This is a genomic window from Streptosporangium sp. NPDC049078 (genome assembly GCF_040648855.1).
Taxonomy (GTDB): Bacteria; Actinomycetota; Actinomycetes; order Streptosporangiales; family Streptosporangiaceae; genus Streptosporangium.
The window spans coordinates 324,946-339,216 of record NZ_JBEZEL010000005.1 but is presented as its reverse complement, the minus strand read 5'-3'; the positions used below and the strand labels follow the sequence as shown (position 1 = coordinate 339,216).

The 14,271-nt window shown below is 70.4% G+C and carries 13 protein-coding genes; 2 read left to right on the top strand and 11 right to left on the bottom strand.

The annotated features are described in order from the left end of the window. Positions 1-15 precede the first annotated feature (15 nt). Positions 16-855 (top strand): BTAD domain-containing putative transcriptional regulator, encoded by an 840-nt coding sequence (locus tag AB0B90_RS10645; protein ID WP_350943815.1) that lies wholly within the window; start codon positions 16-18, stop codon positions 853-855. Next, a complete protein-coding gene (locus AB0B90_RS10640) occupies positions 852-1,517 on the top strand; it encodes a hypothetical protein (protein WP_350943817.1) in 666 nt (221 codons plus the stop codon). Before AB0B90_RS10645 ends, AB0B90_RS10640 begins: the two co-directional genes overlap by 4 nt. Positions 1,518-1,743: 226 nt before the next feature. Here the strand turns inward: AB0B90_RS10640 and AB0B90_RS10635 are convergent, their stop codons facing one another. The 11 genes from AB0B90_RS10635 to AB0B90_RS10585 are packed head-to-tail and all read right to left on the bottom strand — an operon-like array spanning position 1,744 to position 14,258. Beyond that, positions 1,744-2,790 (bottom strand): FAD-dependent oxidoreductase, encoded by a 1,047-nt coding sequence (locus AB0B90_RS10635; RefSeq protein ID WP_350943818.1) that lies wholly within the window; start codon positions 2,788-2,790, stop codon positions 1,744-1,746. A 13-nt stretch (positions 2,791-2,803) separates the two neighbouring features. Then, positions 2,804-4,111: an MFS transporter gene (locus tag AB0B90_RS10630; RefSeq protein ID WP_350943819.1), complete on the bottom strand. Its 1,308-nt coding sequence runs from the start codon at positions 4,109-4,111 to the stop codon at positions 2,804-2,806. Continuing rightward, positions 4,108-5,346, bottom strand: coding sequence for an ATP-grasp domain-containing protein (locus tag AB0B90_RS10625; protein ID WP_350943820.1), 1,239 nt, complete (start codon positions 5,344-5,346; stop codon positions 4,108-4,110). The genes AB0B90_RS10630 and AB0B90_RS10625 overlap by 4 nt, the downstream gene beginning before the upstream one ends. Before the next feature lies 1 nt (position 5,347). Further along, a complete protein-coding gene (locus AB0B90_RS10620) occupies positions 5,348-6,739 on the bottom strand; it encodes a cation:proton antiporter (protein WP_350943822.1) in 1,392 nt (463 codons plus the stop codon). A gap of 5 nt (positions 6,740-6,744) precedes the next feature. Continuing rightward, positions 6,745-8,550: an ABC transporter substrate-binding protein gene (locus AB0B90_RS10615; protein ID WP_350943823.1), complete on the bottom strand. Its 1,806-nt coding sequence runs from the start codon at positions 8,548-8,550 to the stop codon at positions 6,745-6,747. 2 nt (positions 8,551-8,552) lie between these two features. Further along, entirely contained in the window at positions 8,553-8,924 is a 372-nt protein-coding gene (locus AB0B90_RS10610) for a hypothetical protein (RefSeq protein WP_350943825.1), read from the bottom strand. Next, positions 8,921-9,769 (bottom strand): dimethylargininase, encoded by an 849-nt coding sequence (ddaH, locus tag AB0B90_RS10605; protein ID WP_350943826.1) that lies wholly within the window; start codon positions 9,767-9,769, stop codon positions 8,921-8,923. Before ddaH ends, AB0B90_RS10610 begins: the two co-directional genes overlap by 4 nt. Beyond that, positions 9,766-11,010, bottom strand: coding sequence for an ATP-grasp domain-containing protein (locus AB0B90_RS10600; RefSeq protein ID WP_350943828.1), 1,245 nt, complete (start codon positions 11,008-11,010; stop codon positions 9,766-9,768). The genes ddaH and AB0B90_RS10600 overlap by 4 nt, the downstream gene beginning before the upstream one ends. A gap of 11 nt (positions 11,011-11,021) precedes the next feature. Continuing rightward, on the bottom strand, positions 11,022-12,557 hold the full coding sequence (locus AB0B90_RS10595) for a class I tRNA ligase family protein (protein ID WP_350943830.1): 1,536 nt from the start codon (positions 12,555-12,557) through the stop codon (positions 11,022-11,024). After that, positions 12,554-12,919 carry a cupin domain-containing protein gene (locus AB0B90_RS10590; RefSeq protein WP_350943832.1) on the bottom strand — a complete coding sequence of 122 codons (366 nt, stop codon included), beginning with the start codon at positions 12,917-12,919 and terminating at the stop codon, positions 12,554-12,556. The genes AB0B90_RS10595 and AB0B90_RS10590 overlap by 4 nt, the downstream gene beginning before the upstream one ends. 40 nt (positions 12,920-12,959) lie before the next feature. After that, on the bottom strand, positions 12,960-14,258 hold the full coding sequence (locus AB0B90_RS10585) for a SidA/IucD/PvdA family monooxygenase (RefSeq protein WP_350943834.1): 1,299 nt from the start codon (positions 14,256-14,258) through the stop codon (positions 12,960-12,962). Between the last annotated feature and the right edge of the window lie 13 nt (positions 14,259-14,271).

Genomic DNA, 14,271 nt, shown 5'->3' with positions numbered 1-14,271 from the left:
CCAAGGGAAGCGAACATGCCCGTTCAACAATTGGCGAAAGCCGGCCCCCACAACCCCGGGCAGGACGAGGGCACCCCCTCGGTCATCGCCCGATGCCTGAGCAACTTCCGCCTGGAGGTCGACGGGCAGGCCGTCTCACACTGGCGGGCCGGCAAGTCGCGGGCCCTGTTTCAGTACATGCTGGTCAACCGTGAGCGGTTCGTCCACAGGGACCGGTTGCGCGAGGTGCTGTGGCCGGAGCGGGAGGGCCACCCCTCCAGCTCGCTCAAGGTCGCCGTGCACGGCGTGCGACGGGTGCTCAACGAGTTCGAGGGGAGGGACGGCTTCTCCCTGCTCCACCAGGACCACGGGTACGTGCTGCGGACGAACAGCGCGTGGGTGGACATCGAGGAGTTCCAGCGTGCCTTCGACCGAGGCCGGAGCGCGTGGGTGGCCAAGGACTACGACACCGCGATCGCGTGGTTCCAGCGGACCGCCGACCTGTACGTCGGGGACTTCCTCTCCGGCGAGACCGGCGGCTGGATCAACGAGCAGCGGCAGTGGATGCGCGCGACCGCCCTGCGTGCCCTGACCTCGCTGCGCACCGAGGCTCTGGAGCGCGAGGACTGGCCGGCCGCGATGCACTGGTGCCGCAGGGCCCTCGACGTCGATCCCCACCACGAGACCACCTACCAGACCCTGATGATGATGCACGGCGAGCTCGGCGAGCTCGGCCGCGTCCTGAGCTGGTACGAGGTGTGCCGCCACCGGTTGCGCACCGACCTCGACGTGGAGCCGAGCGAGCGCACCGAGCGGCTGCTGGCCACGCTCATGCGCGGCCGGAGCCGGCCGCCCCTGACAGGTCAGCACCGGTGAAGATGCCCGCGACCTCCCTTGACCGGGGGCCCGATCTGGAACGCCTGCGCGCGGCGGTCGGCGAGTTCGCCCGCTACGACGCGGCCGACAGGTCATGGGAACGGCTGCTGCTGGCGACCGGGCCGCGGGTCGACCCCGCGCTCGCGGCCCATCGCCGGGCACTGCTCGCCTGGTTGAACGCGTGGGGGTGCCGGCTGCGCTATCCGCGTGACGGCGAGCCCGATGTCTTCGGCGCGGAGACCGCGGCCTGGTGGGAGCGCTGGAGGGAGCACCTGCCCGGCCAGGACGCCACGCTCGCGACGCTGGGCGACCCGGAGATCGACGTGCTGGGCGGGTGTTACGCGGATCTGTCGGCGATGCGGGCGACTCCGGGGGCCAGACCCCGTTCCCTGGGGCCGACCGCCGCGACCAAGATGCTGCACGCCCTGCGCCCGGGGGCGCTGATGCCCTGGGACGCGGCCATCGCCGAGGCCCTGCACGGGGCGCGTACGGCGGACGCCTACCGTGCGCACCTGCGGATGGGCCGGGACTGGGCACGGCGTCTGCTCGAGGAGGCGGGTCTCGGCGAGCGGGAGCTGGCGGTGGAGCTGGGCCGCCCCGGGCGTCCGCTCGCGAAGATGCTGGACGACTACTGCTATCTCGCGTTCACCGCGGCGACCTGACAGTCCTCGCCGCGACCGGCGAACCCGCCACACGGCCGCGGAGACGAGCGACCCCACCGGGCTCCTCTGCACCGCGGCGCTCACGACCGGCGACCCCGCCGGATGGCCGCCGAGACAGGCGCCCCCACCGGGCTCCCCCTCACCGCGGCGCTCACGACCGGCGATCCCGCCGGATCCCGTCTTCGGAGCGGCGGGGACGCGACCCGCACGGGCCGCGTCCCCGCGCTCAACGCAGCGACCTGACCAGGCTTCGCGCGGCCGTGCGGCTCGCGGCGAGCACGGTCTTGCCCGCGCCGCCGCTCCCTCCGGTGAAGGTGTAGACGCCCTTGGCCAGGGGACGCAGTGACAACCCTCCCGTGGGGTGGTAGCACTCGACCGCGGTGACGGCCTTGACCGACCCGTCGGCCGGCCGGTATCCGATCCTGGCCTCGGCGACGTCGAGGATCCTGCTGGTGAGCACGGGGTCGGTCGGTACGGTTCCAGGGGTGATGTCCCATCTGTCGGTCGGCAGCCCGAGCAGGACCCGCCCCTCGGCGTAGGACCTGCCGTACAACCCGGACGTCTCGTCGACGAACGCGTTGGGTCCCCTGCCCGAGGTGGGGCCGAGCACGTACTGGATCACCTTGGTGCGCAGCCCCGCGTCCGACAGGCCCGTACGGGCGAGAAGGCTCTGGGTCCACGCCCCGGCGGCCACCACGACGGCGTCGAACCTGGCCGGGCTGCCCTCGGCGGGGCGGACCTCGGCCTCGGCGGTGATGCCCTCCACCTGCCCGTCGGTGACGAAGGCGCCCGACCTGGCGAGCTCCACCAGGAGCCGGTCGCGGAAGGCGTTCGGGGAGAGGTATCCGGCGCGCTTCTCGACGACGGCCACGCTCCCCTCCGGTAGTTCGCGGAACGTGCCGCGGCTGCTGAGCTCCTCACCGCTGACCAGGGAGATCGAGCCGGGCAGGCGGCTGCGTACCAGCTCGACCAGGCCCTCGGTGCCCGGCCCGAGGCCGGGCAGCAGGTACACCGAGCCGGTCTCCCGGTAGGAGGCCCATTCCCGCAGCTCCCGGTTCGAGTGGAGCTCGGCCAGGCTGTCGGCGGCCTCCAGGCACAGGGCGGGGTCGGGCTCGAAGGCCCTGGTCAGGCCCCCGGAGGCGGCGCTGGCGTCGGCCCTCCTGTGCGGTTCTCCGGTGTAGAGGTGGACGGAGCTGCCCCTGACGACCTCGCACAGGCGCCAGGCGAGCATCGCCCCGGCGATCCCACCGCCCACGACGGCGATTCTGATCATGTAACTCCTCCGTTCATGTCGCCGAGGCGGTCGCGGTGCGCGACTCGTCGGCCTTGTTCGGGTCCCGCATGCCGATCAGGCCCGCCACGGTCGCGATCGCGGAGAGCAGGGCGGCCCACAGCCACACCGAGCGCCCCACCTGGAACCACACCAGGGTGCCGATCACCGGCCCGATCGCGGTACCGAGCCCGAAGACGCTCTGCATGGCGCCGATGTAGCGTCCGCGGAGCCGCTCGGGGCCGGCCAGGGCGGGGTAGGCGAACGTGGTGGGTCCGCCGATGATCTCCGAGAGCGTCCAGACCAGGGTGCCGAGCATGAACCAGATCGGGAGCGGGGAGATCGCGTAGATGGCGTAGCCGACCGAGACGAGACCGAGGCCGAGCAGCGCGGTCAGCCGGATCGGCCACTTCTGCACGACCTTCGTCATCGCCAGCTCGCAGGTGATGACGATCAGGCCGTTCAGCGAGACGGCCGCGCCGTACCACCACAGGCTGAGGCCGGCCGCGGAGATGTCCAGCGGGAGGGTGGCCGTGTACTGGCAGTAGACGATGGAGGTGAGCAGCATCGCGAGCAGGTAGACGCTGTAGCGCCAGTCGGCGAAGACCGCGAGGTAGCCGGAACGGCCCTCCATCGCCCCCGCCTCCGCCGCCTTCGCCGCCTCGGCCTGCCTGGCCGCGACGCGCACGGCCTTCGGCGCGCGCCGGGGCAGCGCGAACATCACGATGCCGCCGAAGATCAGTGCCGCGGCGGCCTCTCCCCAGAAGAGCGCGTTGTAGGAGACGGCGAGCAGCGCGGCGCCGATGAGCGGGGCGGCGGTCATGCCGAGGTTCAGGCCGAGCCGGTACATCGCCGTGATCATCACGACCCGGTGTCTCGGGGTGAGCTCGGTGAGCATCGTCTGGGCCGCGGGCCGGTAGAACTGGCCGACCGTGCTGACCATGAAGACGGCGGCCAGCAGCAGGGCGTAGGTCGGGGCGTAGAGGATGGACACGATCAGCAGGGCCGAGCCGCCCATGCTGATCAGGGTGACCGCCCGGGCGCCGAGCCGGTCGGAGAGCGAGCCTCCGGCCAGCGAGCCCACCACCGCGCCGGCACCGTACACGCCCAGCGCGAGCCCCGCCTGGGTGGCGGAGAAGCCCCGGTCGGTCAGGAACAGCACCAGGTAGATCTGGATGAACGCGGCCAGCCTGCTGATGAAGCCGCCGAAAAGGAGTGCCTTGACGGCGCGCGGGGCCTCTCGCAGGGTGACGAACACCCCGTCGTCCTGCTTGCGCGGGGGTGTCCCGGACAGTTCGTTCTCGTTCTCGATAACGGCGGTCATGCGGCTGCCTTCACCTTCAGGTGTGCCTCGGCGGCGTCCAGCGCGGCCCGGCACTCGTCGACGGTCGGGGATAGCGCGGTGGCGTAGGCGATACGCCCCCACAGGGTGCCCTTGGGCGGTGGTGAGACGGTCGCGCCCGCGGCGACCACCGGGATCGCCCGGTCGATCTCCGCGGGCAGGCCGGTCTCGTCGAACTCGATCGACTCGATCGTGGTGTCGTCCTCGGCGACGTAGAAGAAGCGCACGCCGCCGACGAGCTTGCGCTCGGGGGCGATGTCGGGGGTGCGGCCACAGGCCACCGCCGCGGCGGCGAGGCCGGGGTCGATCCCGGTCGTGATCATCCCGAGGTAGGGGATCATGTCCCCGCCGAGGCGCGCGTTCACCTCGATGACGCGCAGTCCCCTGGAGGAGAGCTTGACCTCGGTGTGGGTGAAGCCGTCGGTGAACCCGAGCGCGGTGTGCGTGTCCTGCAGGACGCGGCAGAACTCGGGGTCCTGCAGCAGCTCGTCCTGGGCGTCGACGAAGTGGCCCACCTCCTCGCAGTAGGGCTCGTAGCCGAGGACCTTCCTGCCGAGGAAGAGCGGGGTCACCACACCGTTCTGGACGACGGCGTCGACGCTGACCTCGGGGCCGTCCGCGAACTCCTCGACCAGGACGGGGATCTCGAACGTCGCGCCACCGGGGACCCTCAGGTCGTGGACGAAGGCGAACCGCTCCGCCAGTTCCTCCGGGTCCTCGACCTTGATGACGCCCAGGCTGCCGCCGAGGCCGCGCGGCTTGAGGATGGCCGGGTAGCCGACCGTCTCGGCGGCGCGCAGGGCCTCGTCGAGCGTGGAGACCGCGAGCGACCTGGGCTGCGGGACGCCGAGCGCGTCGAGCGCGACGCGGGTGAGGTGCTTGTCGCGGCAGCGGCGCACCATCTCGGGGTCGCCGCCCGGCAGGCCGAGGGCCTCCGAGACGTGCGAGGCGGCCAGGATCGTCGCCTCGTCCCAGCAGAGCACCCCGTGCACGGGCTCGCGGGCGGCGAGCTCCAGCGCGGCGGCCGCCAGCGCGGGGCCGTCGGCCAGGTCGGCGACGACGGTCCAGCCGGTGACGTACTCCCGCTCCCAACCGGGCTCCGCGGTCACCATGAGGTGGACGCGGTACTCGGTGGCGATGGAGCGCAGCAGGTATTCGCGGTAGTGCCGCATTCCCGTCGCGACCACGAGGAGCAGCGGCCTGGTGTCGGTGATCATGTCACGCCTCCTTGGCGGTGGTCACGAGCTGTCTGTCGGCGCCGTCGGCGCCGTCGGTGCCCTGCAGGGTGTCGAAGAACTCCTCGCGGACGGCCTCGCCCTCGGTGGGGGCGATCCTGGCCGCCGCGAAGCGCAGCAGGGGCGGCGCCATCATCGAGGTCACGACCGCGACCAGGACGATGACCGTGTAGGACGCCGTGGTGAGCACGCCCAGGCGGAGGCCCACCATCGCGATGATCACTTCGATCACGCCGCGGGAGTTGAGGCCCGCGCCGAGCGCGAGGGCCTCCCAGCGGGTTCTGCGGGCGATGCGCGCCCCGAGGTAGGCGCCGCCGAACTTGGCGGCGATGGCGACGGCGAGCACCACGATCCCGGCCACCAGCACGACCGGGTTGGCCAGTTCCGTCAGGTCCATCCGCAGGCCCGCCGTCGCGAAGAAGATGGGTGCGAGCACCGCGGCGACGAGCGTCTGCAGGGGCGCCAGCCTGGCGACCTTCAGATCAGGAGAGGAGCCGACGAGCGCGCCGCAGACGAAGGCGCCGAGGATGGCCTCGAAGCCCATCGCCTGGGTGGCGGCGGCCGAGAGCAGGATCATGATCGTCACCGCGGCGATCGTGGTGACGCTCCCGCCCCTGTCCGCGAGGCGCAGCACCTTGGCGACCACCCTGCGGCCGAGCAGGACCGACACGACCACGAGCCCGACGAGCAGCGCGATCGCGGTGAGCGCGGCCTGCCCGGTGCGCGCCCCGGCGGTGGCGAGCGCGGAGACCACCGAGAGCAGGAACCAGCCGACCACGTCGTCGATGACGGCGCTGCTCAGGATGAGCTGGCCGATGTCGCGGTGCAGCAGGCGCATCTCCATCAGCACCTTGGCGATGACGGGGATGGCGCTGACGCAGAGCGCGACGCCGAGGAAGAGGGCGAAGACGGTGTGGTCGACGCCTTCGGCGATCATCTCGGAGGGGGCGAGGAACCCGATCCCGACGCCGAGGACGAGCGGGACGGTCAGTCCCGCACCGCTGATCACGGCGGCGGTCTTCCCCTGCCGGCGGATGAAGCCCAGGTCGAGGTGCATGCCCGTCAGGCCCACCAGCAGCAGGACGCCGACCTGGCCGACCGCGTCGATCATGTGGAATCTGGCCGGGTCGGTGGGCAGCAGCCAGGCGGAGAACTCGGGGGCGACGTTGGCGAGCAGCGAGGGCCCGACCAGGATTCCCGCGCTGAGCTCACCGAGCAGGGCGGGCAGGCCCAGCCGGACGGAGAGACGCCCCAGGACGGTGGCCAGCCCCAGGAGCAGCCCGAGCTGCAGCAGGAGGATCATGAGGTTCTCGGCGGGGATGACGGCGACGGGAGCCATGGCGATCGGCGCGGCGATCGGCGCGGGGATCGGCATGGGGATCAGTCACCGTTCTCGACGTAGTACCAGTTCTCCGGGCTGATCATCCCGAAGGGGTTGATCGGCTCGAAGCCGCGGAGGTTGTTGGCGACCTCGAACAGCCGCAGCGAGAAGTTGGGGATGAAGATGACGGGGACCTGCTCGGCGATGTAGTCCTGGTACTCGTAGAGCGCGGCGGGGTCGTCGCTGGTCAGGGTGCGGTCGATGAGCTCGTCGGCCTTCGGGTCGGTGTAGTGGCCGAAGTTGCCGCCGGCGTCGGTCCGGAAGAGGATCTCGCCGCTCGGGTAGTGGTAGACCCAGCCGCCGCCCCAGGTGCTCAGCTCCCACAGGCAGGGACTGTCGGGTCCGACGACGCAGGGGGCGTCCTCGGCGACCAGGACCGAGCCGTAGACCTCCTGCAGCCGCAGCTCGATGCCGGCCTTGACCGCGTCGTCACGGAACTGCTCCATCAGCCGGGTGAGCGCGGGACGGCCCTCGGCGTACCTCAGCGAGAAGCTGAGCTTGGTTCCGCCGGGGATGCCCTCCCCGGCCTGGCCGGGGCCGGTGCCGGGGTTGACGCAGACGGCCGGCGTCGTGCTGGTGTCCCAGCCGTTCGCCTCCAGCAGCTCGCGGGCCCGCTCGGCGTCGAAGGGCAGGATCGGCGCGCCCTGCAGGGTGGGCGAGACCAGGTCGCTCACCGGGTAGCGGGGCACCGGCCCGTCCTGCCGGTAGGCGTAGCCGTGGTAGATGTCGCGGGCCGCCCGGTCCTGGTCGAGCGCGTGCTGCATCGCCTGCCTGATGTAGGTCTGGGCGAGCATCTTCCCCGCGACGGTCGGGTTGTTGTAGTTGAGCGGGATGTAGCGGATACAGAAGGCCGCCTGCGGGACCAGCGTGTAGTTCTCACCCAGTGGGTTGGGGCCGCCCTTGGTGGGGTCGTCGGTCGGCTCGGTGCTGAAGCTCAGCGGGAGGTAGCCGACCTGGATGCCGTCGGGTCCGTCCGGTCCCTCCAGCAGTTTCTGGTACTCCTCCCCGTCGGACATGAAGGGGATCTGCCGGAACTCGTCCAGGTGCGGCTTGTTCGGCCCGGAGTAGTGCTCGTTGGGGACGAAGGTGACGACGCCCTCCATGGTGTAGCTCTTCAGCCGCCACGGGCCGCTGACCACGCTCCACACCGGGCTCGTCGCCCAGTGCACCCGGTCGGAGTTGTCCTCCTCGATGACGCCGCCGTTCTCGCCCATCAGGAAGTCGTAGACCGCGGCGACGTTCTCCAGGCTGTACGAGGCGTCGGAGGGCCCCTCGGCGGTGCGGTCCCAGGCCTTGGGCATCGGGGTGATGGTGCTGAGCTGGTTCATCAGCACCCAGCGCTTGGAGTAGACCTTGTCGAAGGTGAAGTAGACCTTGTCCTCGGCGAGCTTGCCGTAGGAGACGAGGTTGTCGGGGAAGCAGCCCGGCACGTACTCGCCGTAGCGCTCGCCCTTGACCGCCATCATGTTCACCCAGAACAGCACGTTGTCCGCGCAGATCGTCTCGCCGTTGGACCATTTCCAGGGCTTGACGGTGACGGTGACGGTGAGACCGTCCTCGCTCCACTGCGGGGGCTCGCCGATGCTGAGGTCGTAGTCGACCTCGGGGGTGCCGTGGGTGCCGAAGAAGTAGAGCGGCCGGTACATCAGGATCTGGAACTCGAGCAGGTTGCGGGTGCCGAAGCGCTCGGGCGGGGTGAAGGGGAAGATGATCGAGGGGGGGAATCCGGGGGCGCAGGCCCAGGTCACCGTGCCGCCCTTGACGGGCCGCTCCACGTTCGGACGGGCGATGGTGTTCAGGGTCATGATCAGCTCTCAGTCCTCTGGTGGGGCAGGGCGAAGGTCTCGGGGTCGATCTCTTCGAGCAGCGACACACCGCTGCTCGCGTGGGCTCCGTAGCGCTCCCACGTCTCGTGGAGCAGGACGCGGCCGTCCGGGAGGAGTTCGGGGGTGCTGCGGCAGTGGCCCGACACGACGGCGCCGGTGTCGAGGACCATGGTGTAGGCGAAGTCGAGGGTGCCGTCGGGGGCGCAGAGCCCGGTGAGGGTCCCCCGGCGGGCGTGGCCGCCGGAGAACTCGCCCCACAGCAGGTCGCCGTCCTGGCGGTACAGGGCGATCGGGTGCTCCTCCCCCGCCGGGACGCCGCCGGTGGTGAAGCGGCGTCCGTTGTAGTCGATCATGAGCGGGCCGCCCGGAGTTCGAGGGTGCAGCACTTGGCGCTGCCGCCGGACTTCAGCAGCTCGGAGAGCTCGACGCCGATGGGCTCGTAGCCGCGCTCGCGCAGTTCGCCCATCAGGTGGGTGGCCGCGGGCGGCAGCAGGACGTGGCGGCCGTCGGAGACGGCGTTCAGCCCGAACACCTCGGCGTCGGCCTCGTTGGCGATGATCGCGTCGGGGTACAGGACGCGCAGCACGCCCTGGCTCTCCCTGGAGAAGGCCCCCGGGTAGTACATGATCTGGTCGCGGTCGAGCACCGCGAGCGCGGTGTCGAGGTGGTAGAAGCGCGGGTCGACCAGTCTCAGCCCCGCCACGGGCATCCCGAAGAACCTCTCCGCCTCGCGGTGCGAGCGGATGTCGGTGCGAAAGCCGGTGCCGGCCAGCAGGTACCGTCCCGCGTGCAGGTAGTCGCCCTCGCCCTCGTTGACGAAGACGGCCTCGCGGGTCTGGTAGCCGCGGGCGCGGAACCACTCCAGGTAGGCGGGGCCTTCGGCGGCCCGCTCCTCGTGACGGAACCTGGCCGACAGCACCTTGCCGTCGATGACCGTCGCGCCGTTGGCGGCGAAGACCATGTCGGGGTTGCCGGGCAGCGGTTCGATGAACTCCACCTGGTGTCCCAGGGCGCGGAAGGCGCGCAGCAGGCCGTCCCACTGGAGCCTCGCCAGCGCGCCGTCGACCGGTTTGCCAGGGTTCATCCAGGGGTTGATGGAGTAGACGACGTCGAAGTGGGTGGGAGGGCACATCAGGTAGCGGCGGGTGCGGGCGACCCTCAGGGTCCGCTGCGGCGCCTCCTCGGCCAGCTGTGTCATGACGCTTCTCCGTCCTGGACGAACGTGACGTTGATCTTGGAGGCGTAGTCGAGCATCGTCTCCCTGGCGTCCTCCAGGGAGGTGCCGGTGGTGCCCAGGAAGCCGAGGATGCTGTTGCCCTCCGGCGGGCGCCGGACGACGTCCCCGGGCTTGGCGGTGATCTTGAGGAAGAAGACCCGCTCGGACTCGGAGACCTCCTCCGGCACGTCGATCGCGGCGATCTTGCCGGCGTCGCACATCAGGCACATCGCGGTGATGTGGACACCGGTCGGCCGGTAGTGGCGCACCCTCGGCGCCGCGCCGCGGGCCACGTCCATCACGGCGCGGATCGGGTTGTGCGCGGCGGTGATCCCGGCGATGAGGTCCAGCCCGCCGCCACCGGGCCTGATCGCGATCTCCAGCAGGTACGGCTCGCCCTGGTGGAAGCGCACCTCGGCGTGCAGCACGCTGCGGCGCAGCCCCTGGGAGTGAGCGCCGGCCCTGACCACGCGGTGGACCGCGTTCACCTGCTCGGGGGTGAGGGCGGTCGGCCCGTGGTGCACGTCGTCGTCGAAGGTGCCTCCCTCGACGGTGATGCGGTCCACGATGGAGCCGAGGTAGACCTCGCCGTCCCAGGCCACCGCCTCGATGAGGAACTCGTCGCCGTCGAGGAACGCCTCGACGAGCAGGCCGTGCGGGCCGAGATCGAGGCCGTGCGCCTCCATCTCGAACCACGACATCCCCTCGATGCCCTCCAGCGCCTGCGGGAACAGCTCCGCCATCTCCTCGGCGTCGTCGACCTTGAACACGAAGTTGCTCGCGGCACCCAGGGTGGGCTTGAGGATGACCGGGTAGCCGAAGTCGCCGGCCGCGCCGAGCGCGGCCTCCAGGTCGGTGACGAAGCGGAAACCGGGGTGCGGAGCGTCGTATTTGCGGTGCGCCTCGCGCATCAGCAGCTTGTTGCGGCTGGTCCTGGCCGCCTCGACGCCCACGCCCGGCAGTCCGAGCGCCTCGGCGACGGCCGCGACCGTGGTCACGGCCGACTCCGAGAAGGTGATGATCCCGTCGAAGCGCTCCTGCTCGTGCCACTCCTTGGCCTCGGTGATGAGGTCGTCGATGTTCTGGGAGCCCACGACGCGGTAGCGGTCCTCCGGCCAGAAGTCCGGGGTGCCGATGCCGTTGAGGACGTAGAGTTCGGCGCCGTAGTCCTGAACCTGCTGGTAGCGGGAGTGGTAGTAGGTGGCGTTCTGGCGTGCTTCCATGGCGAGGAGTTTCATCGGGGGCTCCCGGGCAGTCGCGGTAGCGTGAAGGCGTCGATCGTCTCCGCGGAGGTGTCGAGGGTGAGCTCGACACCGGCCGCCTCGGCCTCGGCCGCGACGTCGATGAGGACGGGGGCGGCGCAGGAGAGGAAGGCGCGCACCTCCATCAGGAGGTCGCCGGGCTCGTCGCGCTCGGCGGTCAGCAGCCTCGCGAGCTGGGTGACGATGTTGTCCGCCGCCCGGGTGAGGCTGAACGAGGTGAGGTCGTAGCAGAGCCGGAACCTCTCGACGACCACCGCGGCCCGGCGGCGTCCGGCGTCGGTGACCTTCAGCTCCTCCCCCGGGTCGGTGACGAGGGCGTCGAGGCGGTCGGCGAGCGCGTTCCACGGCTCGCGCAACCTGCGGGAGGTGACCTTGTCGAGCCCCTCCCTGGTGAAGTTGGCCCGCTGGTCCTCGGGGCAGGTCAGGGCGAGGTAGAACCGGACGAGGTCGCGCGGCACCTCGGCGACCAGGTCGGCGCCGCGGATGAGGTGGTTGCGGCTGGTGGAGAACTTCTCGTTCTCCAGCTCATAGAACTCGTTGCAGATGTTGGTGTCGGGGGTGATGTAGCGGTCGCCGTGGGCGAGCAGCATGACCAGGTCGACCATGCCCCAGAAGTAGACGTTGTCGAATCCGTGGAAGTAGACGAGGCTGTTGCCGCTCTCGGCGAGCCATGCCTGGTCGACGGGGCCCGCCGGCTCGCCGGCCGCCTTCCAGGTGCTGTAGATCGAGGCGGGCATCGCCTCGACCCACGGGTAGAGGATCTGGCCGGGCGTCTCGGCGAAGGGGGCGTCGATCCCCCAGCCCGGCGAGGGCACCGTGATCGGGATCTCGGGGAGCGGCCTGGCCAGGATCTCGCGGATGAGCTGCTTGCTGTGTCCCCTCCAGGTGCTCTCGCGGGCGGCGTAGTAGGCGGTGAGCTCCTCCCGGTAGTTCTCGATGGGCAGGACCAGGACGGTGACCTCGCGCGAGGTCACCGGGTCGGCGGGGTCGAGGACCGAGCGCGGGTCGCCCAGGTCGTCGAAGTGGTTGGGGTGGCCGCAGCCCTCGCACGACCCGCCGCAGCTCTCGGTCAGGCAGGCCGGGCACTCGCCCTTGACCAGCCCGTCGAACAGGTAGGTGCCCGCGTTCTCCGCGTACGGCATGCGCACGGTCCGCGTCTCGAACCGGCCCTGCTCGTGCAGGGCGGTGACGAAGTCGAGCACGGTACGCCGGTAGACGTCGTCGATGGGCGGCATCGGGGCGAGCGAGATGCCCATCGCCTCGACCGACCGCTGGATGCGGGCGGTGGACGTCGCGCACAGCTCGGCGGGCGTGGTGCCGTGCTTGTGAGCGGTCGAGATCATGTACGACTGGCTGTCGTCGGTGCAGGTGTTGTAGTTGACCCCGCGGCCTTCGGCCCGCAGGTAGCGGGCGTAGACGTCTCCGGCGACGTAGGGACCCGCCATGTGACCGACGTGCAGGTCACCGTTCGGCGTCGGCGTCGCGGCGATGACGATCGTCTCCGTCATCTCTCCTCCTGGTGGCGGTTCTCGAACGTGCGGGTCATGTCGTGGTCCCACCAGATGCCGTACATCTCGAAGCTGGCGGTGCCGTCGTTGACGACCCGGTGGTCGGTGCCGGGCGGGAAGTAGACGACGTCTCCGGCGGAGAAGGGGCTGCTCTCGCCCTCGCTCTCCAGAACGGCCTCGCCGGAGACGGCGATGAAGATCTCGTATTCGTGGTGGGCGTGCCGGGTCGAGGCGGTTCCCGGTTCGATGACGCACCAGGCGCCTTCGAAGGGGGCGTTCAGCGTCTCCCAGGGCAGCAGCCGCTTGGCGAGCAGCCCGTTGTCCTGGCGCAGGTGGGCGGGGTCAAAGGTACGGAGGTCCACGGGGGTTCTCCTCGAAGGTTTCCGAGAGGCTCGGCAGGGGTCAGGAGGCGATCGGGAGGGCGAACGGCGTGAGGAGCTCGGCGGCGGCGTTGTTGCCCTGGATGTCGTAGACGATCTCCTCCGCCCGGTTGGCCAGCGTGCTGAGCAGGGAGTCGGCGATGCCGTGCGTGTCCTCGTTCACGCCCTGCAGGTAGCAGGCGGCGCCCGAGCCGGTGGGCAGGGACAGCTTGTAGAAGCGATCGACGCCGATCTCGCCGAGGCCGGCCTTGGTGGCGAGGTCGCGGATCAGCGTGGGCATCCGGCGGTCGAAGCCGGTGCCGAGCAGCAGGACGTCGCAGGTCAGCTCGTCGTGGTCGCCGCTCTTCCTGTCCCGGAGGGTGAGGACGATCTCGTCGCCCTCGATCCTGGCCCGGGAGATCTCGGCCATCGTGATCATCCGGATCCTCTCCTGTCCGGCGAGGCGCTCCAGGTAGATCTGCCGGTAGAGGTTTTCGAGCAGGCCCGGCGACAGCCCGGCGTAGTTGGTGCGGTGCATCTCGCCGAGGAGCTGGCGTCGTGCCTCGGGACGCGACCGGTGGAACTCGTCGACGAAGGAGGCGTAGAAGAGCTCGTTGGTGAACTTGCTGCTCTCGTAGCCGGTGAGGCCGATGGAGCGCATGATCATCGTGCACTGGGCGTTGGGCATGCTCTGGTGGGTGGCCCACAGCATCTCGGCCGCGCTCTGCGCGCCGCCGATGACCGCGACCCGGTGCGGGGCGTCGTGGTCGATCTCGGTGATCACCTGGCTGTACTCGGTGCTGTGGATGATCCGCTCGCGGGGGAGCTCGTCGAACACCTCGGGGATGTGGGCGTCACGGCCCGCGCCGACCACCAGGGTGCGGCAGCCGATGGTCGATCCGTCGGCGAGCCGGACGATCCACCGTTCGACGCCGCCGTCCTCGGCCATGACCGGCTCGACCGCCACGCAGCGCCGGCCGTACTCGATGCGCACCTGGGCGAGCGACTCCGCCACCCAGAGCAGGTAGTTCGAGATCTCCGTCCTGTACGGGGTGAAACTGCCCAGATTGACGAATTCACTGAGCCTTCCCACGGAGTGCAGGTGGTTCACGAAGGAGAATCTGCTCTGCGGGTTTCTCAACGTGACCAGGTCCTTGAGAAAGGAGACCTGGCTCTGGGCCCAGGGCAGCAGCATTCCCCGATGCCAGACCACGTTCTCGTGCTGTTCTATGATCAGCGTTCTTGTGGCCAGTTCCGGAGCGAGCTCTTCGAGGGCCACGGCGAGGGCGAGGTTGGACGGCCCTGCGCCGAGAGCGAGTAACTCGACTTCCTGGTGCTTCACGATGGTCGCCTCC